Consider the following 20,153-nt stretch of genomic DNA (forward strand, 5'->3'; position numbering starts at 1 on the left):
TTGTAGGTCTATCGCCAAGCGGTAAGGCAGCGGCTTTTGATGCCGCCATTCCCTGGTTCGAATCCAGGTAGACCTGCCATTACAACGATGATTCGATATACCAAGTCGGGTTATCTAAAAAATATGATGCGGAAGTGGCGAAATTGGTAGACGCACCAGATTTAGGTTCTGGCGCCGCAAGGTGTGAGAGTTCAAGTCTCTCCTTCCGCACCATCTATTCCCTAGTTGATTAAACTGAAGAATAGAAATGGCTACGTAGCTCAGCTGGTTAGAGCACATCACTCATAATGATGGGGTCACAGGTTCGAATCCCGTCGTAGCCACCATTTCCTAAGTACTTTTCTCATGGCAACATGAAAGAGTTTTTAGGAAAAATGCGGAAGTGGCGAAATTGGTAGACGCACCAGATTTAGGTTCTGGCGCCGCAAGGTGTAAGAGTTCAAGTCTCTTCTTCCGCACCATATTGATGATAATCTGAAAATTTTTCAGCGTTATCAAAAAGCTGTATGACAATCCAAAAAGTTCTGGTTATAATCCAGCAAGGCTTGTCACTATAGATAGCTTAAAAGAGTTATTACTGAATTTGCGGTGGTGGCGGAATTGGTAGACGCGCTAGCTTCAGGTGCTAGTGTCCGTTAGGACGTGAGGGTTCAAGTCCCTCCCTCCGCACCAAATTCAGTATCTTGTAGGTCTATCGCCAAGCGGTAAGGCAGCGGCTTTTGATGCCGCCATTCCCTGGTTCGAATCCAGGTAGACCTGCCATTACAACGATGATTCGATATACCAAGTCGGATTATCTACAAAAATGCGGAAGTGGCGAAATTGGTAGACGCACCAGATTTAGGTTCTGGCGCCGCAAGGTGTAAGAGTTCAAGTCTCTTCTTCCGCACCATACAGACAAACCCAGCTTCGGCTGGGTTTTGTTTTATCTGCCCTTTTGTTTCTCACGCTAATCGTATTCTCATTCCCTCGACTTAATCTGCAAAACAAACAGTTACGATCAGACGCATAAAAAAATCCAGCCGAAGCTGGATTTTTACACTTAACGTTGTATTTGTGTTGTATTAACCAAGCAGAGCCAATGCCGCCTGAGGCGCTTGTTTCGCTTGTGCCAATACTGAACTTGATGCCTGACCCAGGATCTGAGACTTAGTCAATGCCGTCGTTTCTTTGGCAAAGTCGGTGTCTTTGATACGGCTCTTAGATGCATTCACGTTTTCGTTGATGTTGTCTAAGTTGTTGATCGCATGATTAAAGCGGTTTTGGAATGCCCCCAGTTCCGCACGGTGGCTATCCACAAACTTGAGCGCAGCGTCGACCACAGCAACCGATTGTTGCGCACCGCCCACACTGGTCACATCAATAGTATCCACCGTGATGCCCTTGCCTTCCTGCATCCCTAACTCACCCGCCAGGCTACCGCCAAACGAAGCATTGCCATCTACCTTGTTGTTGTCGGTGAACAGTTGCAGCTTACCGTCTTCATCAACAGAGGCCTTCACCATGTCAGTCTGACCATTGATGTAAGTGGCCAGCTCTTCGATGTCATCCCCTGCTTTCGCATTGATTTCAATCGTTTTCTCACCGCCAAACTTATCATTCAACGTAATCGTCAGGTCATTGGCACCAGACTGCACGCTCCAGTCCTTGTCTTTTGCGTTTTCCGCTTTGTAGCTGGTACCGCCCATCATGCGGTTATCGCTGCGCATGTTGTTCAGGCTCAGCATGACTGCTTCACCGTTATCCGCACCGATCTGGAAGGATTTGGTTGCAAACGTGCCGTTCAGCAGCTTATTACCACCAAATGAGGTCGTTTCCGCGATGCGGTTCAGTTCATCATTCAGTGCAGTGACTTCTTCCTGAATCGCAACACGTTCAGATTTTGAGTTTGAACCGTTAGACGATTGCAGAGAAAGGTCACGCATACGCTGCAGAATATTGGTGGTTTCGTTCATCGCACCTTCAGCTGTCTGGGCGATGGAGATACCATCATTTGCGTTGCGTACAGCGACATCCAAACCACGACTTTGAACATTCAGTCGGTTAGAAATCTGCAGGCCTGCTGCATCATCTTTTGCGCTGTTGATTCGATAACCCGAAGATAGGCGTTCCATCGACGATTGTTGCGCGCTGGTAGCACTGTTCAGGTAACGTTGGGCTGTCATTGCTGACACGTTAGTATTTACATTAACCGCCATAATGGTGTCTCCTATTTGATTTTCAGACGTAGCGGAACTTCACGAACGGCTTCCGACGTCTCGGAAAACCAAGTAGTTCTCTCAAAGTTATCTCTATTAACGACTTAGCGAGAAATTCCTTTAGAGAAAAAATGGTTTTTTATCAAAAAATAGCCAGTAGCAATGAAAACTGAGAATGGAGCCCCAAAACCCTATAAAAGGCGGAAAAAGTGCTAAAGAATTAGTTCAGCCTGTCGGTGCAGCAAAATGCATATAAAAATGTAAGCAGGCGACACGGGTTCAGCGGAGAAATAGGATGTGCGGGTAAATAGCAGACAAAAGAAAAGCCCCTTTCCTTTGAGAGAACCGGGGCTAGGGTAGTAGCCATCGCCAATGTGGAGATCACGAGAAATGAACACAAGTGGCTGACCATATGAGTATGACCATCAGATATCAAAAAGCAGGGTTAGTTTGAGAGAGCTTTTTAACAACCAATCATCATACTTTGCCAAGGCAGCTTCATTACACACTCACGTCTGAGCTTATTAATGAAGCACCCCAGGACTACTGCAATAGTGAAATTGCAGAGTTTGGCAACTGTTTCGCTTGGGCAAGAATCGAGGTACCTGCCTGTTGCAGAATTTGTGCTTTGGTAAGCTGAGTGGTTTCTTTCGCAAAATCAGTATCTTTGATACGGCTCTTCGATGATTCCACGTTTTCCTGGATGTTCGCCAGGTTGCTGATACTGTGGCTCAGACGGTTTTGCTTCGCGCCCAGATCCGCACGCTGTGAGTCCACGTATTTCAATGCTGCATCAATGATGCCCACTGCGTTTTGTGAACCACCGACGGTTGTAACGTCGATATCCTGAACGGTGGTGTATTTACCGTTGTCGGTACTCAGACCCAGCTGAGAGGCCAGACCACCTGAGATGCTCAGGTCTTCCGCCATTTGTGGCTGTGCAACGAAAATCTGCAGTTTGCCATCCTGATCGACAGACGCCTTAAAGATGTCGGTCTGACCATTGATGTAGGTTGCCAGCTCTTCGATGTCATCACCCGCTTTCGCGTTGATGTTCAGCGACACGGGTTCACCGTCTTTACCCGTGAATTCAAACTTCAGGTCGCGCGCATTGTCCGGCACACCCCAGTTTTTATCTTTGCCCTGTTCAGACAGGTAAGACATACCACCCATGCGGTTATCATCGGCACGAATGCTGGTCAGGCCCATGATGATTGCTTCACCAGAACTCGCACCGATCTGGAATGAGGCTTCGCCAAACGAACCGTTAAGCAATTTACGACCACCAAACGACGTGGTTTCTGCGATACGGTTCAGTTCGTCTTGCAGCGCCGTCACCTCTTCATTCAGCGCTTTACGCTCTGACGTTGAGTTAGTGCCGTTCGCTGACTGCAGCGACAAGTCACGCATACGTTGCAGAATGCTGGTCGATTCGTTCATCGCACCTTCGGCAGTCTGCGCAATCGAAATACCATCGTTGGCGTTACGCATTGCGACATCAAGACCGCGAGATTGCGCTGTCAGACGGTTAGAGATCTGAAGGCCAGCCGCATCATCTTTCGCACTGTTAATGCGGTTACCTGAAGACAGGCGTTCCATCGAGGTGTTCAGCTCGTTAGATGCCTTATTCAGATAACGCTGAGCGGTCATTGCCGACACGTTGGTATTTACGTTAATGGTCATAGTTTGCTCTCCTATCGAGTTCGCAAGCTTTTTGCGAAGCGGTCAGCTTTACTCTCTCTTGGAAGCACTGACCGTGAATAACTTGCTAAACACGCCACCTGGCGTATTTAAAACTGGTTGTATCAACTCTGATATTATCAATTCAATTAATGTGCCAACTTTCAAAAAATAATCACACAAAGCTTTAAGCCAATAATTATCAATAAGTTAGCTTGCTCATTTTTTCTCTTGAACATCATAATCAACAGAGAAAATATCAGCGGCAATCGGCATTTGCCGCGTTTTTGCCGCTCAGCCTGTCAGATAAAGCGGTTAAAATGCCGCCTCAATCAGGCTAATTTCCATTCAACAACAACTCCCTTCGCACATATGGCATGGCACATAAGGCGTTGAAGGTTAGATGTAGTTAAACAGAGTTAAATCTTTGGTTTTACCAAACGCTTGCTGGGATGCCTGCAGTGCGCGCGAGTTCTCGTTGAACTCAATCACTGCTTCGGCATAGTCCAGATCTTCAAACTGGCTTTTCGATTTGGCCAGACTGATTTTGAAATCTTCGTGCTGTTCTTCCTGAATATCGAGCGTACTCAGACGAGCACCGATATCCGTGCGCCCTTTGTTCATGTGAATAAAGGCGGTATGGAACTCTTCTGTCATTTGTTGCAACTTGGCCGTTGCCGAGGCATCCGAGACGGAAGCCTTAGAAAACTTAATCGCATCTTTGAAGGTATCGAACACACTGAACGACTTACGCGGCGTTAAGGAAATCGTATCGCCTGCAGTCAGCTGCCCTTTGACGTGGATGGTCAAGTCTTCATATTGAATGCCGGTTTTCGGATTGAATTCATCTGCGGCCACCACTTTGCCGTTGCGTTCCAGCTGATAGCCGTACTTACCATTGGTCATATCGACAAAGGTGACTTTGTATTTGCCGTCATCATCAGGATTGCTGTTGTTGGCTTTCTCCAGCAGCAGCTCAGAGCCTTCCTGCAATTGATAGTCCGGCGCATAATCCCCAAACGGGTTTTCAATTTCCATAAACAGCTTGCTACCCGGCGTGTTGAACGGGATCTCAAGGCTATTGGAAATTTTCATCTTGCGCTGGTAATCATCGCCGCCATACGAAACGTTGCCGGCATTGTCGCGAAAGAACGGCTGTGTGGTTGGCTTGGTACCGGCAAAAATATAGTTGCCAGACTCATCCTGCACGTTAGCCAGGTTGAGAAAGTTGTTGGCGATCTCTTCCAGTTCACGCGCTCGGGCGCCGCGGTCCTCCGGTGACAACGAGCCGTTGATCATTTCCATCACGTTACGTTTTGCCTTGTCGGTAAAATCTTCCGCGTTAGAAACGATCACCTCCTGATGTTCCAGACGGTTACGCACCAGTACAATCGCGTCCATATACTGACGCAGTTGCTCTTCCTGCTGAGAAACATTCTGAATGTAGTGCGTCGCCAGCGGGTTATCCGCCGCTGACAGCAGTTTCTTACCTGACGCCAGTTGCGCCTGGTTGTGATGAATTTTCGATTCCTGACGGCGCAGATCATTCTGCACGGCCTGATAGTTGTGGAAGCTGGAAATACGATTAAACATTTATCTGCCTCCCCTATTTCAGTGCCAAAATGGTGTTGAAGGTGTCGTTTGCCGCCTGAATAATGCGTGACGACGCCATATAAGCTTGTTGAAACTTCATCATGTTGGCCGCTTCTTCGTCGAGGTTGACCCCAGAAACCGAAGCAATGCGTGATTCTGCCGACTCTTTTTCCAGACGAGCGACATCTGATAAGCGAGAAGCGGTGGAGAGTTTCAAACCGAAATCAGTATTCAGGTTGTGGTACAGATCGATGATGGTCGATTTCTTGCCATCGACATTCTTATCGCTCTGGACGTTGATCATCTTGCGCAGGTTGCCGTTGTCACCGTCGGATGGGACAAGGTTTGCCGTGAACTTGTCATCGGCAATTGCACCACGTGACAGCGAGAAAATGGTCTCTTTACCGTCACTGTTCTGCTTAGGAATGGTCAGCGTCAGCTCTTCCTGATTATCTTCAAATGTGTAAGGCTGAGTGACCAATACCTTGCCCGTTTTATCCTGCACACGGACCTGCATTTCACCCGTCGGGTTGCCGTCGCTGTCTTTAACCTGCACCACGTAGGCCTCAAACTCTTTCACATCGCCCGCCTGGTCGATGTTGAACTTGGCCGAGCCTTGAGCAAACGCAGTGGACGCCTCATAACTCTGAGCGGCAATTTTTGACGCATCGTCGATAGCCATACGCATGGTTGCCGCTCCGTTGCGGGTCGGACGAATAATCACGCGTTCACCGGTCTTCGGTTCATTGTTGATTTGAATTCGCATGCCATCGATATCGATATGACCACGCTCAACAGCGACTTTACTCTGCTCGCCATTCGGCATCGTCATGATGTAGTCGTCGCCGTTGTAGGTCAGTGAATACTCGCCACCTTTTAACTGGCTGATATCTTGGATATAAACCGCCAAATCCGCTTCGGAATTACTCGAGGTCACCACACGTGAACGAGCGACCACCTCAGAGTTCACATCGGTAAAAATATCTGAGCCAATGTCACCGCGCAGATCGAGGCCCTGATGCTGCAACTTGTTCACTTCGAAGGAAAATGATGTGGCCAGGCGACCGATTTCATCCAGCAGACCGGGAATGTGTTTGTCACGCATATCCATCAGTGCGCCGATTTTGCCGCCGATGTCGCGAGCCGTAATCGGTTTGATACCCTTCCCCTCCACCATCGCCAAGCGGCGCTGATGAATGTCCGGATAACCATCAATCATTTTCAGTTGGCTGGCTTCGGTGCCAGAGACCAGCGTGTGGCCGTTACCAATGTGTACGTTAAAACCTTCCGCATTTTTACGCGGAGTCACGGTCACTTTGGTGTATTGAGACAGCTCGGCCACCAGCTTTTCGTGCTGGTCCATCAAGTCGTTGTGTGGGCCTGGAGTGCGCATCATCAAACGCTGCAAGTCACGAATTTCCACTGCCAATTGGTTGATGCGTTCAATGCCCACATCGAGACCTTTGTTAGTCACATCAAACTGGCGACGCACCGTCTCGTGGAAATCGTTCATGTTCTGACTGATCAGCCCGGCTTTTTCTAACACTACTTTGCGCGCGCCCACATCATTCGGCGAATCCGCAAGTGTTTTCACCGAGTCGAACCATTCATTGAGGTTTTCAGGGATTTTTTTCGAGGCCACCGACGACAGTAGCTTGGACAGCATATCGAGGTTTTCCTCGTCGTCGCGCTTAAACGAATGGTCGGTGGTGGCAAGGTTCAGCTCTTTAACGGCAAACTGATCCCAAGAGCGGCGAACATTTTCCACATGCACGCCCATACCGTAGGTTTCCCCACCGTACTGGCGAGGCATATTGGTCCCTTGGATCACAGACTGACGGCTGTAACCCTCTGTATTAACATTAGAAATGTTATGACCAGTGGTGTTGAGTTGTCTCTGAGCCGTAAGTACGCTTTGCGCACCAACATTCAGAAGATCAGACGCCATAATGCCCCCAAAAACCTAGAAAACCACCGGTAGAAACCGGCACCTAGACTCAATGAAGCAATATGTATGCCAAGCAAATATTGGGGCTCTAAGGTAAGGAAAAATAAGGAAGTTATCTGAAGAGAGAAGAAAGTCATCAGCCGGCAAGATAACCGGCTGAGGCAGTGATTATAACTCGTCCATCTGTTCGATTTGCGCTTTCACGCGCAGCACCTTGTCGGCGTACTGCGGATCGGTCGCATAACCCGCCTGATGAATGCCGCGAATGAAATCTTCATCGCTGCCACCATGGCGCAGGGCCGTGGTGTAACGCGGATTATTGGCCAGGAAACGTACATAGTCGTTAAAGCTGTCCTGATAATTGGAATAAGAACGGAATGCGGCTTTTTCCATCACCGGAGTCTGATCCTGATATTCCAGTGTTTGAGTGGCCACTTTGGCACCGTGCCAGCTGCGGTCGGCCTTGATGTTAAACAGATTGTTGCTGCTACCACGGGCGTTTTTCACCACTTTCTGGCCCCAGCCTGTTTCCAGTGCCGCCTGAGCCAGCAGCAGCGTGGAATCGACACCCAGCGCTTTTGCCGCTTTATCAGCGAACGGCTTCAAGGACGCCACGAAAGACTGCGGCGAATCAAAAGAACCTGTCGCTGCTGGTGTATTCTCTTCGCCAGCCGTAACACTTGCCGCCTCCGTTGCCGGGTCGCTTGCCGGTTGATTTGCCGCCATCTCACGGGAGTGTTCCACACGGCGCATCGCTTCCTGGAAATTGTCTTCGCCCGTCGTGTTGGATTTCTCCGCCGTCGACAATTGCGCCACAATCATATCCGCCAGCCCCAGTGAACCTGACGCGCTGAGTTGGCTGGTCATCTGCTCGTCCAGCATCTGACGGTAAAAATCTTCGTTTTGGCTGTTGAACATGTCGGACTTGAAGCTGGAGTTCGCATCACGCATCGACTTCAGCATCATGGTCGTAAAAATCGCTTCGAACTGACGCGCCGCGGCTGTCAGCGCTTCTTTTTCCGATTTTTCATCACCGGTAACGGCCTGCTTACGCAGCGTATCTAAGCTGGCAATATCGTGAATGAAGCCAATGTCGTTAGGATTGTTAACCATGCTGCGCTCCTTAAATGATGATCAGTTGGCCTTCAATGGCACCCGCTTGCTTCAACGCTTGCAGAATCGCCATCAAATCAGAAGGAGCGGCGCCCACTTCATTCACCGCACGAACCAGATCATCGAGTGTCACGCCCGGTTCCAGTTTGAACATCTTGCCCTTTTTCTCGGTCACTTCGATGGTGGAATCCGGCACGATCGCCGTCTGACCGCCAGAAAACGCATTTGGCTGGCTGACATTCAGATTCTCTTTGATCGCCACCGTCATGCCGCCATGAGTCACGGCCGCTGGTTTCAGACGTACGTGTTGTCCTACGACAATCGTGCCGGTACGCGAATTGACGATGATCTTGGCTGAACCTTCCGCGGGGTCAAACTCCAGGTTTTCAATCGCTGACAGGAATGCCACGCGCTGGCCCACATCACGCGGCGCACGCACACGAACAGACGTCGCATCAACCGCCGAAGCCATTTGCGGCCCCAGGAACCCATTGACCGCATCAGCCATGCGCTGCGCAGTGGTGAAATCTGATTCCAGCAGGTTGAAGGTAATGAAGTCACCACGACCAAACGGCGTTGGTACTTCACGTTCAACAATCGCACCGGCAGAGATCATGCCAACGGTTGGATTGTTGCCGACAATTTTTGAGCCGTCTGCGCCGCTCGCGCTGAAGCCGCTCACCACAAGATTCCCCTGAGCCACCGCGTATACCTGACCATCCAAGCCTTTCAGGAAGGTTTGCATCAGCGTACCGCCACGCAGGCTCTTGGCAGAACCGATCGACGACACGGTGACGTCCACCGTCTGACCTTGTTTAGAAAAGGCAGGTAAGTCTGCGGTTACGATAACCGCGGCAACGTTTTTCGTTTTTGGTTTGGTGCCCTGCGGCAATTGGATGCCGAAACTTTGCAGCATGGCGTTAAAGCTTTGATCGGTAAAAGGTGTTGACTCACCTGTGCCCGGCAAACCTGTGACCAGACCATAGCCCACAAGTTGGTTACTGCGCACACCTGCTACTTGAGCAACATCTTTGATGCGCGCAGCCTGAGCGGAGGCGGCGACCAACATCATCAATAACAAAGTGAGTCTTTTCATTGTGGATTACCTGTCTCGTGTAAAAAACAATGGGGCCAAATCAGGCCCCATCGATACTTATGCTGTCAAAACTTCGACCATCGGGTGCGATTTACAAAGAGACATTAAAAAATCGTGCCAAGAATCCAGGTTCTTGCATATCTTGGTTGGTTCCGGTGCCAGAATACTGAATTCGGGCATTGGAAATACGGTTCGACGCAATGGTGTTATCGAAGTCGATATCATCCGGGCGAATCGTGCCGCTCAGGCGAATGTACTCGTCACCAGTGTTCAGACTCAGCCATTTTTCCCCGCGAATCACAAGGTTACCGTTGGCTAAAATCTCGATCACTTCAACGGTGATGGAACCCGACAAGCTGTTACTCTGGTTGGCCTGTGCACTGCCTGAGAACTTGTTGTCATTTTTCAGCGCATAGGAAAAATTGTATTCACCGACGTTGAGTTCTTTGCCTCCGACACTGAGTGGATCCATTGACGCGTCATTTTTCTTTTTCAGATCCGCATCGGCACTTTTTGCCGCTTTGGTACTTTCATTCAACGTCACGGTTATGATGTCGCCAATGCCACGGGGTTTGGAATCATCATACAGGCTGTTAGCACGCGACAAGTTAAACAACGAACCAGTTTCTGCCGCGTAGTGCTCTGGCTTTTCCTTAGGATGGATCGGCGCCCAGGCGGGATCACCGGCAACCGGGTCCGTACGGTTACGCAGAGTGTCGATCAGGCCGGAACTGCTGCTGTCTGCCGATTTATCCCCTTCCACTGCATCGACAACGGTTGTGCCTTGGGCTACATCGGCCGTCTCAATCGGCGCTTGTAGCAAACTACATCCCGACAGGAGTGAAATAAGGGTTAAGCTGAGTATACGTTTCATCGCGGCATTCTCTTGCTAATTAGTACTTAGAGCTGTTGGTTTACGTAGCTCATCATTTTGTCGACGGCCGAGATCACTTTTGAGTTCATCTCGTACACGCGCTGCGCTTCAATCATGTTGACCAACTCTTCGGTCACGTTCACGTTGGAGCTTTCCAGCATTGACTGACGAACGTTGCCCAGACCATCAATACCCGGAACCCCTTCCTGAGGGTCACCACTGGCACCCGTTGGCAAGTAAAGGTTCTGACCAATCGGTTCCAGACCGCCCGGGTTAATGAAATCAACGGTGGTGATCTGCCCCAGAACCTGGTTGTCCTGCTGGCCACGCACACGTACCGACACTTCACCGTCGTTACCCACAGTGATCGAGATGGCGTCATCCGGGATCACAATTTCCGGTTGCAGCGGGTAACCCGAACCTGAAGTGACAATCACGCCTTCATCGTTCAGCGTGAACTGACCGTTGCGGCTATAGCCAATGTTGCCGTCTGGCATCAGGATCTGGAAGAATCCGTCCCCTTCAATCATCATGTCCAGACTGTTGGTCGTGGTTTGAGCATTGCCGTTGGTGTGGACTTTTTGCGTTGCCACCACTTTCGAACCCGCGCCCAGCATCAGACCGCTCGGCAGTTCTGTGTTCTGTGACGACTGACCGCCAGGCTGGTTAATATTCTGATAGAACAAATCTTCAAACACCGCGCGGCTTTTCTTAAAGCCGACGGTGGAGGCGTTAGCCAGGTTGTTCGAGATCGTCGCAATGTTGGTTTGCTGCGCGTCTAGGCCTGTTTTACTTACCCATAGTGCCGGTTGCATCGTTATCTCCTAGTCGGTTAGCTCATACGAAGCAGAGAGTCGGACGACTTGTCCATGTCTTCTGCGGTGCTCATCATTTTGACTTGCATTTCAAACTGACGTTGCAGGTCAATCAGGCTGGTCATTTCGCCAACGGCGTTGACGTTACTGCCTTCTACTGCACCGGTCAGAATCTTCACGCTGGCATCTGCATCGTATGCTGCGTTCGGGTCTTTTGCTCGGAAAAGGCCATTCACATCTTTAAACAACGATTGATTATCCGGACGAACCAGCTTGATGCGATCGACGATTTCCATGGCATCTGCCGGAGCGCCTTGTGGGCGAACAGAAATAGTACCGTCGTTGCCGATTTCCACTTTAGCCAGCGGCACTGGCAATGTGATTGGCGCACCGGTTTCACCCAACACCGGATGACCATTGCCGTTCAACAGCAGGCCATTGGCATCAATATTCAAATTGCCGTTGCGGGTCAGCCCTTCTTTGCCGGTTTTATCCATCACGGCAATCCAGCCATCACCCTGAACGGTAATGTTTAAATCACGGCCCGTCGTGATCACACTGCCTTGCTGGAAATTGTGTCCAGGACGCTCGGTCATACTGAACACACGGCTTGGCAGGCCATCACCGTACGCTTGCATTGAGCGTGCTTGTTCCAAATCGGCACGAAAACCTGTTGTGCTGACGTTGGCCAAGTTGTTTGCTCTCAGCTGCATCGCTTGCATGTTTTGTTTTGCGCCACTCATGGCAAGAAACAATGCACGGTCCATAATTTGCTCCAGAAATCGTTGGTTAAGAGCAATAAAGCAATTGACGTGCCAAATTTAAAATGTGTTTTTAATCAAGGAGTTTTGATAATTTCGAAGTGAGAAAGCGAGGATTTGCCGCGGCAAGGTGGCAAGCTGGCAATCCTATCAGACCGACGTTGCCGCCGGTCTGACAGACCAGATGATGAGATTATCGAATCTGTAGGATGTTTTGTTGCAGTTGGTTGTGAACTTCAAGCGCACGAGAGTTCGCCTGGAAGTTACGCTGCGCAGAGATAAGATCCACCAGCTCTTGAGTCATATCGATGTTTGACTGTTCCAGCGTACCGTTGTTAATGGTACCGAAAGACCCTTTGTTTGATTCACCCCAAATCTTGTCACCCGAGAACTGCGTTGAATCCCATTGAGTACCGCCTTTCTTATCCAGACCTTGCTCGTTCGGTACACGCACCAGTGCCACACGGCCCAGAGTAATGTTTTCACCGTTCGAGTAAGTGCCGAGAACGCTGCCGTTTTCGTCAAAGTCAATCTTCGTCAGGAAGCCTGTCGTTGCACCGTCTTCATCAAACTTCGTCAGTTCAAATGGCGCAGCAAACTGAGTTGCCGCATCCAGACCGAATGACAGAACCTGATTCACATCCGCACCGTTCAGGTTGACTGGATTTGCACCACCGCCCAGAGGCTCAGACACGATTGGCTGACCGTTGTTCAGGCTTGCCAGCGTACCGTCATTATTGAACTTCATGGTGTGACCTACCTGGCCCGATGCAGTAGTCGCGTCACCACCGGTAATATTGAGTGGTTTCTCGCCTTCTTTATCAGTCACTGTGTAGTAGGTTTGCCATGTGTTTGGCTGAGTCTGATCTTTCAGGTAGTACGTGGTCAGTTTGTAAGCCTGCCCCATCGAGTCATAAATGGTCGATGACGTTGAGCGGTTGTATGTATCCGGATCCGTGTAATCAAACAGCGTTGGATCTTTCAGATCACCGTTAGCCGGAAGGTTCACACCAACTTCAATGTTTGAGGTCTGTTTCGGCTTACCAAACTCCGCAGGAATGTTCATGGGTGCGGGCTCGTAAGAAAGCACATCACCAGTATCCGGGTTGACCTGATAGCCCAGCAGGTATTCGTCGTTTGACGTCACCATGTAGTTGTTCTTGTCGAGGTGGAAAGCACCGTTACGAGTCAACTCATTTTGTTGTGGCACCAAACGATCTTTAGCGACGGCGAAAAAGCCGGTACCCGAAATGCGCAGGTCCATTGGGTTGTTAGTATAAATACTGGAACCTTCGTGGAATTGCTGTGCCACTTTGTTCGCCTGAACACCGCCACCTGGAGTGGTTTTAGCGTTAGTAAACAAAGAGTTCGAGTACACATCACCAAATTCAGCACGCGACTCTTTAAAGCCAAAAGTGTTGGCGTTCGCAATGTTGTTACTGGTTGTGTTCAGATCTAACTGAGCTGCGGACAAACCGCTAAGAGATACATATGACATTCCAAATTCTCCTATCTAGCTAGCATGATTATGCTTTGCCAACTTCTAGTACTTCAGCAAGTCGAACTGGCGATTCAAAACCAGCCAGATTGAGCAGTACGTTACCATCACCTTTACCCAGAAGAACGCTGTTGACGTTTGCGTAGGTCGAAACCTCAAAGTCTTTGCTTTCTCCATCCAGCAAACCCGAAGCTTTCACTTTGTATTTGCCACCCGGCAATGGATTACCGTTTTGATCTTTGCCGTCCCATTCGACACGGCTATCTCCGCTTGGTTTGGCGCCAACGTCAAACGTTCGCACCAATTGGCCTGCTTCGTTCTCAATGCGGACAAACAAGTTGTCGACCGATTGAGGAAGCTTCACCATCGCCGCCATGCCGGCGTCATCCTTTTTCACCCCTGCAGAACCTGGTACCAGCACATCACGACCTACCAGTGATGAAGCCTGCAGAGCTTGATTCGACGTCATTGACGAGTTGAGGTTCTCGAACTGAGAATTCATCTTGCCAATGCCATCCACCGTCGCAAATGAGGCCATTTGCGCGATCATCTGGTCATTGCTAACCGGCTTAAAGGGATCTTGCTGAGCGAGTTGCTTCGTGAGCAACGACAGGAAATCTTCTTGTTTGAGATCCTGCTTACCCGTTGTCTCGGTTGGCTTATTCTTCTCTTGAAGAGCCTTCAGCTGGTCAACATAGGACAAGCCGCTTTGACCAACGTTATTAATTCCGGCCATTCGCTACCTCCTTATCCTTATTGACCCATCTGCAGCGTACGCAGCAGCATTTGTTTACTCGCATCCGCAACCTGGACGTTAGTCTGGTATGAACGAGATGCCGAGATCATATTGGCCATTTCTTCCATCACGTTAACGTTAGGCTTGTAGATATACCCTTCGTCGTTCGCAAGTGGGTGGTCAGGGTTAAACTCCGCACTCAGCGGTTTATCGCTTTCTACGATACCCAATACTTTCACTGGCACATTCGGGTCGCGGTTAAAACGTGCCTTACTTAACTCAGCGCCGAACACGGCATGGCGAGCTTTGTAAGTGTCCTTAGCAGAGCTACTTACGCTGTCCGCGTTAGCCAGGTTGCTCGAGGTGGTATTTAGACGAACAGATTCAGCACTCATTGCAGAACCAGTCACATTGAACACATTAAATAAGCTCATCTAATTATTCCCCTTTAATCGCTTTCGTTAAGTTCTTGAATTTACTTCCTAAGAAGTCGAGTGACGCTTGGTGACGCAGTTGGTTTTGCATAAACAAGTTACGCTCCAGATCCACGTCAACCGTATTGCCGTCACCGGTATCAGGTTGAGTAGGAACGCGGTAAAGCATTTCCCCTGTCACCGTCGTTGAGGCAGGAATGTGCCGACCGTCCGTGCGGCTAAGACTGATGCTTGCCCCTGAACTTGCCGCTTGCAATGCCTTTTGAAAGTCCATTCCTTTCGCTTTGAACCCTGGCGTATTCGCTTGCGCAATGTTGGTCGCAATGACTTCTGCATTACGTTCACGAACACCCACCGTGTACTGGTGTATGCCAAGTGCGTTGTCAAAAGAAATAGCCATGTTTTGCCTCTTCGATAAGAACTGACCGTTACTAATGATTTAAAAGCAATTAGCGTACCAACTTTTCATCAATACCCAATTCGCGCTTAAACCACCCTTAGCTTGCAAAGAGCAAGCCGACTTGCCTGAGTTTGGAATGTCTCACTTCAGGTATAGCGTATCGACGCAGGCAAAGAAAGGGATGAAGAGGTCGGTGTCACCAGTCTTGAACAAAGCAGAACATAAAAATGAACATCACATCTGTCCGAGCGGCAAACAAAAAGCCCGGCGATTGCCGGGCTTGATATTGAAATTGCATTTATTTCAGTTTGTAGATGATGCCAGGATTACAGCGAACCATCTCAAAGCGGTCTGTGAGGCCCGTGAGAGACTCCGATGCCCCTAGTAGCAGGTAGCCACCCGGGTTCAGGCTATTGGCCATCTGATTCAGCACTTTGGATTTCATCTCCGGAGAGAAGTAAATCAATACGTTACGACAAAAGATAATGTCAAACTTACCCAGCAGTGCGTAGCTTTCCATCAGGTTCTGCGGACGGAAATTCACCAAACGTTTAACGTTGTCTTTCACTTTCATGCGCCCATCGCCGGCATCTTCAAAGAAGGTGCGGCGACGCTCAGGAGAAAGACCACGCCCCAGCGCCAGATTGTCGTACACACCGGCACGACACATATCCAGCATGCTGGCGGAAATATCGGTCGCAGTGATCGACACGCTAGGCAGTAATCCCGGACGACGTTGCTGAACTTCCAACACAGTCATCGACATTGAGTACGGCTCCTGACCCGATGAACTCGCGGCCGACCAGATTTTGATCGGACGTTTGTTCTTCGCCATTTCAGGTAACAAGCGTTCGGCCAACACAGTAAATGGGTAAGTATCTCGGAACCACAACGTCTCATTGGTCGTCATGGCATCCACGGCTGCCACACGCAATTCGCGATTTCTGCCAGTCACGACGTCACGCAGCAAGTCAGACAGAGACGCCAACTTATATTTGCTCACGAGCGGACTGAGGCGACTTCTCACCAGATACTGTTTGCTGTCGCCCAGTACGATACCGCACTGCGACTCCAGGAACCGGCAAAAGTCACGATATTCTTGATCGCTTATAGTTATCGCAGTCATTCAGTTCTCTTTATTCTACTAGTGCAGCTTTCACCGCATTACCAAGCTCATCCGGGTTAAATTTCGCGATAAAGGAGTTCGCTCCTACACGTTCAACCATAGCTTGGTTAAATACGCCACTCAGCGAGGAGTGGAGAATTACATACAAATCTTTCAGGGCACTGTTGCGGCGAATTTCCGCCGTCAGAGTATAGCCATCCATTTCCGGCATTTCGATGTCGGAAATAACCAGCGAAATTTGGTCGTAGATGCTGCCTTCTTTTGCCATGCTGAGCAATTTCTCGTACGCATCTTTGCCGTCTTTGGTCAGAATGACTTCAAAACCGATGGACTCAATCGCTCGTTGTACCTGTTTACGTGCCACGCTAGAGTCGTCGGCAATCAGAATACGGCGAACAATCTGTTTTTCCTGCTCGGCGTGAGCAATCTCTTCCCCGATACGCGAATCCATGGATTCATCCACTGGCGCGATTTCGGCCAGAATCTTCTCGACGTCGAGAATTTCCACCAGCTCATTATCAATATTGGTCACTGCAGTCAGGTAGTTCGCTTTACCGGCACCATCTGGCGGCGGCAGAATCGCTTCCCAACGCATGTTGATAATACGTTCAACCGAACTCACCAGAAAAGCCTGAATCGTGCGGTTGAATTCTGCAATTACCACAAAGCTTTTCTCGACATCCGTCGTCGGACGGCCACCAATTGCCAGGCTCAGATCAATCACAGATACTGTTTGACCGCGAATGTGGGCAACCCCTTTCACAAGACGGTGCAAATTCGGCATGGCGGTAAGCTTTGGGCACTGGAGGACTTCTTTTACTTTAAATACGTTAATACCGTAACGTTGGCGCCCGTTCAGACGGAAAGTTAATAATTCCAGTCGGTTTTGACCGACAAGTTGCGTACGCTGATTCACAGAATCAAGAATACCCGTCATAAGCTCATCTCCATCTCAAACTTTTATACGAAAAAAGTGATAGTCTACTTAAGGCTATGAAGAAACCAGAGAAACGAACAATGCTTTCGAATACCCGTGTATGCCCACATACCAAATGTAAGTGTAGAGCTTTCTATCACTTTTTTTATAACTCTATCGGCTTTTTGTTATTTTTCTTTAGCCTTTCTGTGCACTCTGCAACTCCAGAGCAAATCGTAAAGATTCAAGAGGCGGCACAAAGCCATGTGCTCAGTACTGTCGACAAGCCTGTCGGGGGTGAACTGGTGGTGAATGCTGCCAATATTGACGAGCGTATTTTTGCCACCGATTGTCCCGAACCTTTGAGTACATCTTCATCATCCAACAACGGCTCAGCCAGTGCGATTACCGTATTAGTTGAATGTACGGCAGACAACTGGAAAGTCTATGTTCCGGTCAAACTGACCCTGACGGTTCCCATGGTGACTGCCCTGACTCCGATCACTCGCGGCCAGATCATTACTGAGCATGACGTTACGATCAGTATGGTAGATCTGCTGCGCTTCAGACGGCAAGGTTTTTCCTCGCAAGATCTGGTGGTCGGAGCAAAAACGAAAAAAAACCTCAAGTTAGGTGATGTCATTGAACAAAACGACATCTGCGTTGTGTGCCGCAACGAAAGCGTGATGATTCGTGCGGTCAGTACCGGGATGAGCATCACAACCAAAGGCACCGCCTTGTCCGATGGCACCTTCGGCGAACAGATAAAAGTGAAAAATGACAAATCTAACCGTATAATAGATGCACAAGTCAGCGGAATTGGTGAAGTCACGGTGCAATTTTAGCGGTCTTACTTCATAGCGCAGAAATATTTGCGCATTGGTGAAATAAAAAGCTAAAGTTCGTCTTCGTTCAGTCGATATTGACGGTACAAGTTCAAAGTTTTTAAAAGGCTCAATTATGGCAGGCATTGATAACATACGTTCAGGCAACTCGTTAGCGACGACTAACCGAGCACCTGCACGTTCAGAATCCAATGCATCTTCATCGACTTCCGGTTCCGTAAGACAGAGTTCTGGCCCGCAACATGATGCGGTGTCCCTCAGCTCACAAAGCAGAGCTCTCGGTGAAATGCACAACGAGATGGCGAGTAAGCCAAGTTTCGATAGTGCGAAAGTCGCTGCGATCAAAGAAGCGATCGCAAACGGCTCTTATGTTGTGGATGCCGATAAACTGGCTGACAACATGATCAAGTTTGAGAAAGAACTGGGCGGTTTTTAACGTCCCGGTTTGGCGATAAGGCGATTGAGTAATGGCAGCACTGAAAGACTTAGTCGAGTTCCAGTTAAAAAACGCGCAAGAGTTGTCTGCGTTACTGGAACAAGAAAAAGTAGCGATCACCAGCCGGATTTCGGCGGATATTGAAGCGCTTGCCAAACAGAAAATCACCTTGGTGAATCAGTTACAACAAACCGATCAACGCATCTCCAACCATCCTCATGTAACGAGCCTGACAGAGGATGAATATTTGGACAACCTGGTGAAACAGATTCGCACGATCGTGTTCGACTGCCAGCAAGCCAATGCCGTGAACGGTGAAGCGCTTGCCAGAGCGCAACTGAGTTTCAACAAGCTGAATAACCTGATGCAGCAGAGCCATGGCAAAGTCGGGATGACCTACAACGCCACTGGCCAGACACATACGGTGTCGACGCTGGGGACCAACATCAAAGCCTGAGCAGATTACGAAGATAAAAAAAGCGGCAAACATTGCCGCTTTTTTGCTATCTGGAGAGGAGAGATTTCAGAATAGAGTTTGCTGACGTTTTTCCGGTACCTGCTGCACTTCACCGTAGTCACGCAGACGGTCCATCTTGCGGATATCAAGTCGCAGTTCAGTGACATAGCTGTCGCCGACTTTGTAGCTGCGTACCACTTCCGCTCCGCGAATCACGCCGTCAACTGCACCGGATGTCAGCTCCGTTCCCAAACGCTGATCCTGCAGTTCCGCGCGTCCGCTGACTCGCATACCATAAACCTGTTCAGCCAGTTCACGATAGGCATCGATTTTCGAAGCACGCATCGCTCGCACCTGTTTTTCTTCATCGTCACGACCTTTCTGCTCGCTGATGCTTGCATAACCAACGGCGGTCAGCCAGTCATCCGGACGCATGGTTTGTAGCGGCTGGCAACCAGACATCACCAGCGCTGCAATCAGGAGAAATAACCACTGTTTCATCATCGTCTCCTATGGGCGCAAAATCACGGTGTATGGCTGAGTAATGGTTGGGTCTGAACGAATCAACACACCATCCTGAGTCCGAATGCTGTTCAGCGTATCCAAGTCGCGGCCGATACGATCCGCTGGCAAGAAGCCCTGCGCCGTTGCCACCACAATACGTGATTGCATTCCCACCACTCGGGCGTTGATCAGCACACCGCCTTCCTGACGCAGCATCGTTCCGGTCAGTACGTATTGCACTTCCTGCTGCTGCGCGAGATCTTTCCAGTCGCGACTGAACGCAAAATCGCCCTGCTGGGTGACCTGAATCGACCCCGTCGTTTTGTAGTCGACAACTTTAAAGCCGCGACGCTGGAACTGATAAATAAAGCCTTCAGAAACTGAGTTCCCCAACCAGTTAGTGGTATCCATGTTTTGCAGATCCACAAATGACGTCACCGCAATCGGCGTACGCGCCGTTACACTGGTGTTCGACTGAACCAGATCCTCTGTCAGGCTATCAACGAAGAAATCCAACGTATGGCGCGGACTCTCCATCAACATAAACTGTGAACCATTGTATGGCTCTTTACCGTTATAAATCGGGGCATAGGCACAGGCCGTTAAAAATAACGCCGGCACTAAAGGAAGCCATTTTTTCATTCTCTTCATCTCCAGATATACTAAGGCATTAGTTCAATTTCACTCTCTCAGATGAAACTGGAACACTCTTTGCTTTTCTAA

The 20,153-nt window shown here is 49.4% G+C and carries 20 protein-coding genes and 7 tRNA genes; 10 read left to right on the forward strand and 17 right to left on the reverse strand.

Annotated features, from left to right (window positions below; genetic code table 11):
- Positions 1–4 precede the first annotated feature (4 nt).
- The 7 genes from JIG40_RS01955 to JIG40_RS01985 all read left to right on the forward strand — a co-directional run bounded on the left by JIG40_RS01955 (position 5) and on the right by JIG40_RS01985 (position 892).
- Positions 5–79 (forward strand) — tRNA-Gln (locus JIG40_RS01955).
- A 49-nt stretch (positions 80–128) separates the two neighbouring features.
- A tRNA-Leu gene (locus JIG40_RS01960) sits at positions 129–213 on the forward strand.
- Positions 214–249: 36 nt separating this feature from the next.
- Positions 250–326 (forward strand) — tRNA-Met (locus JIG40_RS01965).
- A 50-nt stretch (positions 327–376) separates the two neighbouring features.
- Positions 377–461: transfer RNA gene (locus JIG40_RS01970), tRNA-Leu, on the forward strand.
- A 124-nt stretch (positions 462–585) separates the two neighbouring features.
- A tRNA-Leu gene (locus JIG40_RS01975) sits at positions 586–672 on the forward strand.
- A gap of 15 nt (positions 673–687) precedes the next feature.
- Positions 688–762 (forward strand) — tRNA-Gln (locus tag JIG40_RS01980).
- 45 nt (positions 763–807) lie between these two features.
- Positions 808–892 (forward strand) — tRNA-Leu (locus JIG40_RS01985).
- 172 nt (positions 893–1,064) lie between these two features.
- Here the strand turns inward: JIG40_RS01985 and JIG40_RS01990 are convergent.
- The 15 genes from JIG40_RS01990 to JIG40_RS02060 form a co-directional block, all read right to left on the reverse strand.
- The gene (locus tag JIG40_RS01990) at positions 1,065–2,198 is read right to left on the reverse strand and encodes a flagellin (RefSeq protein WP_020331735.1); all 1,134 of its coding nucleotides are present in this window, start codon (positions 2,196–2,198) and stop codon (positions 1,065–1,067) included.
- Positions 2,199–2,741: 543 nt separating this feature from the next.
- Positions 2,742–3,881 carry a flagellin gene (locus tag JIG40_RS01995; RefSeq protein ID WP_020331734.1) on the reverse strand — a complete coding sequence of 380 codons (1,140 nt, stop codon included), beginning with the start codon at positions 3,879–3,881 and terminating at the stop codon, positions 2,742–2,744.
- 396 nt (positions 3,882–4,277) lie between these two features.
- Positions 4,278–5,471 (reverse strand): flagellar hook-associated protein FlgL, encoded by a 1,194-nt coding sequence (gene flgL, locus JIG40_RS02000; RefSeq protein WP_020331733.1) that lies wholly within the window; start codon positions 5,469–5,471, stop codon positions 4,278–4,280.
- A 13-nt stretch (positions 5,472–5,484) separates the two neighbouring features.
- Positions 5,485–7,419, reverse strand: coding sequence for a flagellar hook-associated protein FlgK (gene flgK, locus JIG40_RS02005; protein WP_047460188.1), 1,935 nt, complete (start codon positions 7,417–7,419; stop codon positions 5,485–5,487).
- A 168-nt stretch (positions 7,420–7,587) separates the two neighbouring features.
- On the reverse strand, positions 7,588–8,532 hold the full coding sequence (gene flgJ, locus JIG40_RS02010; protein WP_158125330.1) for a flagellar assembly peptidoglycan hydrolase FlgJ: 945 nt from the start codon (positions 8,530–8,532) through the stop codon (positions 7,588–7,590).
- 10 nt (positions 8,533–8,542) lie between these two features.
- Positions 8,543–9,628, reverse strand: a complete 1,086-nt coding sequence (locus tag JIG40_RS02015; protein ID WP_020331729.1) for a flagellar basal body P-ring protein FlgI — start codon at positions 9,626–9,628, stop codon at positions 8,543–8,545.
- A gap of 91 nt (positions 9,629–9,719) precedes the next feature.
- A complete protein-coding gene (gene flgH / locus JIG40_RS02020) occupies positions 9,720–10,502 on the reverse strand; it encodes a flagellar basal body L-ring protein FlgH (protein ID WP_020430626.1) in 783 nt (260 codons plus the stop codon).
- A 26-nt stretch (positions 10,503–10,528) separates the two neighbouring features.
- On the reverse strand, positions 10,529–11,317 hold the full coding sequence (gene flgG / locus JIG40_RS02025) for a flagellar basal-body rod protein FlgG (protein ID WP_020331727.1): 789 nt from the start codon (positions 11,315–11,317) through the stop codon (positions 10,529–10,531).
- Between the two features lie 17 nt (positions 11,318–11,334).
- On the reverse strand, positions 11,335–12,084 hold the full coding sequence (gene flgF / locus JIG40_RS02030) for a flagellar basal-body rod protein FlgF (protein ID WP_199464684.1): 750 nt from the start codon (positions 12,082–12,084) through the stop codon (positions 11,335–11,337).
- A 187-nt stretch (positions 12,085–12,271) separates the two neighbouring features.
- The gene (gene flgE / locus JIG40_RS02035; protein WP_020331725.1) at positions 12,272–13,576 is read right to left on the reverse strand and encodes a flagellar hook protein FlgE; all 1,305 of its coding nucleotides are present in this window, start codon (positions 13,574–13,576) and stop codon (positions 12,272–12,274) included.
- Between the two features lie 28 nt (positions 13,577–13,604).
- Positions 13,605–14,312, reverse strand: a complete 708-nt coding sequence (flgD, locus tag JIG40_RS02040) for a flagellar hook assembly protein FlgD (RefSeq protein ID WP_020331724.1) — start codon at positions 14,310–14,312, stop codon at positions 13,605–13,607.
- Positions 14,313–14,329: 17 nt separating this feature from the next.
- The gene (flgC, locus tag JIG40_RS02045) at positions 14,330–14,746 is read right to left on the reverse strand and encodes a flagellar basal body rod protein FlgC (RefSeq protein ID WP_020331723.1); all 417 of its coding nucleotides are present in this window, start codon (positions 14,744–14,746) and stop codon (positions 14,330–14,332) included.
- Between the two features lie 4 nt (positions 14,747–14,750).
- Entirely contained in the window at positions 14,751–15,146 is a 396-nt protein-coding gene (gene flgB / locus JIG40_RS02050) for a flagellar basal body rod protein FlgB (protein WP_020331722.1), read from the reverse strand.
- A gap of 298 nt (positions 15,147–15,444) precedes the next feature.
- Positions 15,445–16,272 (reverse strand): protein-glutamate O-methyltransferase, encoded by an 828-nt coding sequence (locus JIG40_RS02055; protein WP_020331721.1) that lies wholly within the window; start codon positions 16,270–16,272, stop codon positions 15,445–15,447.
- Between the two features lie 10 nt (positions 16,273–16,282).
- Positions 16,283–17,209: a chemotaxis protein CheV gene (locus JIG40_RS02060; RefSeq protein ID WP_020331720.1), complete on the reverse strand. Its 927-nt coding sequence runs from the start codon at positions 17,207–17,209 to the stop codon at positions 16,283–16,285.
- Positions 17,210–17,289: 80 nt separating this feature from the next.
- Between JIG40_RS02060 and flgA the strand changes: the two genes are divergently transcribed.
- The 3 genes from flgA to flgN all read left to right on the forward strand — a co-directional run bounded on the left by flgA (position 17,290) and on the right by flgN (position 18,926).
- Positions 17,290–18,033, forward strand: coding sequence for a flagellar basal body P-ring formation chaperone FlgA (flgA, locus tag JIG40_RS02065; RefSeq protein ID WP_075988255.1), 744 nt, complete (start codon positions 17,290–17,292; stop codon positions 18,031–18,033).
- Positions 18,034–18,148: 115 nt separating this feature from the next.
- Complete coding sequence (flgM, locus tag JIG40_RS02070) at positions 18,149–18,469, forward strand: flagellar biosynthesis anti-sigma factor FlgM (RefSeq protein ID WP_024373303.1); 321 nt, start codon at positions 18,149–18,151, stop codon at positions 18,467–18,469.
- A 31-nt stretch (positions 18,470–18,500) separates the two neighbouring features.
- Positions 18,501–18,926 (forward strand): flagellar export chaperone FlgN, encoded by a 426-nt coding sequence (gene flgN / locus JIG40_RS02075; protein ID WP_020331717.1) that lies wholly within the window; start codon positions 18,501–18,503, stop codon positions 18,924–18,926.
- 66 nt (positions 18,927–18,992) lie between these two features.
- Here the strand turns inward: flgN and flgP are convergent, their stop codons facing one another.
- Positions 18,993–19,427: a flagellar assembly lipoprotein FlgP gene (gene flgP, locus JIG40_RS02080; RefSeq protein WP_020331716.1), complete on the reverse strand. Its 435-nt coding sequence runs from the start codon at positions 19,425–19,427 to the stop codon at positions 18,993–18,995.
- Positions 19,428–19,436: 9 nt separating this feature from the next.
- Positions 19,437–20,072, reverse strand: coding sequence for a FlgO family outer membrane protein (locus tag JIG40_RS02085; protein ID WP_020331715.1), 636 nt, complete (start codon positions 20,070–20,072; stop codon positions 19,437–19,439).
- Positions 20,073–20,153: the final 81 nt, after the last annotated feature.

It is taken from the genome of Vibrio sp. bablab_jr001 (assembly GCF_016464285.1).
In the GTDB taxonomy this organism is placed as follows: Bacteria; Pseudomonadota; Gammaproteobacteria; order Enterobacterales; family Vibrionaceae; genus Vibrio; species Vibrio fluvialis.

Bases quoted from the DNA above. Each gene is read 5' to 3' on its own strand.
- JIG40_RS01990 (WP_020331735.1), bottom strand. From the start codon at position 2,198: ATGGCGGTTAATGTAAATACTAACGTGTCAGCAATGACAGCCCAACGT.
- JIG40_RS01995 (WP_020331734.1), bottom strand. From the start codon at position 3,881: ATGACCATTAACGTAAATACCAACGTGTCGGCAATGACCGCTCAGCGT.
- flgL (WP_020331733.1), bottom strand. From the start codon at position 5,471: ATGTTTAATCGTATTTCCAGCTTCCACAACTATCAGGCCGTGCAGAAT.
- flgK (WP_047460188.1), bottom strand. From the start codon at position 7,419: ATGGCGTCTGATCTTCTGAATGTTGGTGCGCAAAGCGTACTTACGGCT.
- flgJ (WP_158125330.1), bottom strand. From the start codon at position 8,532: ATGGTTAACAATCCTAACGACATTGGCTTCATTCACGATATTGCCAGC.
- JIG40_RS02015 (WP_020331729.1), bottom strand. From the start codon at position 9,628: ATGAAAAGACTCACTTTGTTATTGATGATGTTGGTCGCCGCCTCCGCT.
- flgH (WP_020430626.1), bottom strand. From the start codon at position 10,502: ATGAAACGTATACTCAGCTTAACCCTTATTTCACTCCTGTCGGGATGT.
- flgG (WP_020331727.1), bottom strand. From the start codon at position 11,317: ATGCAACCGGCACTATGGGTAAGTAAAACAGGCCTAGACGCGCAGCAA.
- flgF (WP_199464684.1), bottom strand. From the start codon at position 12,084: ATGGACCGTGCATTGTTTCTTGCCATGAGTGGCGCAAAACAAAACATG.
- flgE (WP_020331725.1), bottom strand. From the start codon at position 13,576: ATGTCATATGTATCTCTTAGCGGTTTGTCCGCAGCTCAGTTAGATCTG.
- flgD (WP_020331724.1), bottom strand. From the start codon at position 14,312: ATGGCCGGAATTAATAACGTTGGTCAAAGCGGCTTGTCCTATGTTGAC.
- flgC (WP_020331723.1), bottom strand. From the start codon at position 14,746: ATGAGCTTATTTAATGTGTTCAATGTGACTGGTTCTGCAATGAGTGCT.
- flgB (WP_020331722.1), bottom strand. From the start codon at position 15,146: ATGGCTATTTCTTTTGACAACGCACTTGGCATACACCAGTACACGGTG.
- JIG40_RS02055 (WP_020331721.1), bottom strand. From the start codon at position 16,272: ATGACTGCGATAACTATAAGCGATCAAGAATATCGTGACTTTTGCCGG.
- JIG40_RS02060 (WP_020331720.1), bottom strand. From the start codon at position 17,209: ATGACGGGTATTCTTGATTCTGTGAATCAGCGTACGCAACTTGTCGGT.
- flgA (WP_075988255.1), top strand. From the start codon at position 17,290: ATGCTTTCGAATACCCGTGTATGCCCACATACCAAATGTAAGTGTAGA.
- flgM (WP_024373303.1), top strand. From the start codon at position 18,149: ATGGCAGGCATTGATAACATACGTTCAGGCAACTCGTTAGCGACGACT.
- flgN (WP_020331717.1), top strand. From the start codon at position 18,501: ATGGCAGCACTGAAAGACTTAGTCGAGTTCCAGTTAAAAAACGCGCAA.
- flgP (WP_020331716.1), bottom strand. From the start codon at position 19,427: ATGAAACAGTGGTTATTTCTCCTGATTGCAGCGCTGGTGATGTCTGGT.
- JIG40_RS02085 (WP_020331715.1), bottom strand. From the start codon at position 20,072: ATGAAAAAATGGCTTCCTTTAGTGCCGGCGTTATTTTTAACGGCCTGT.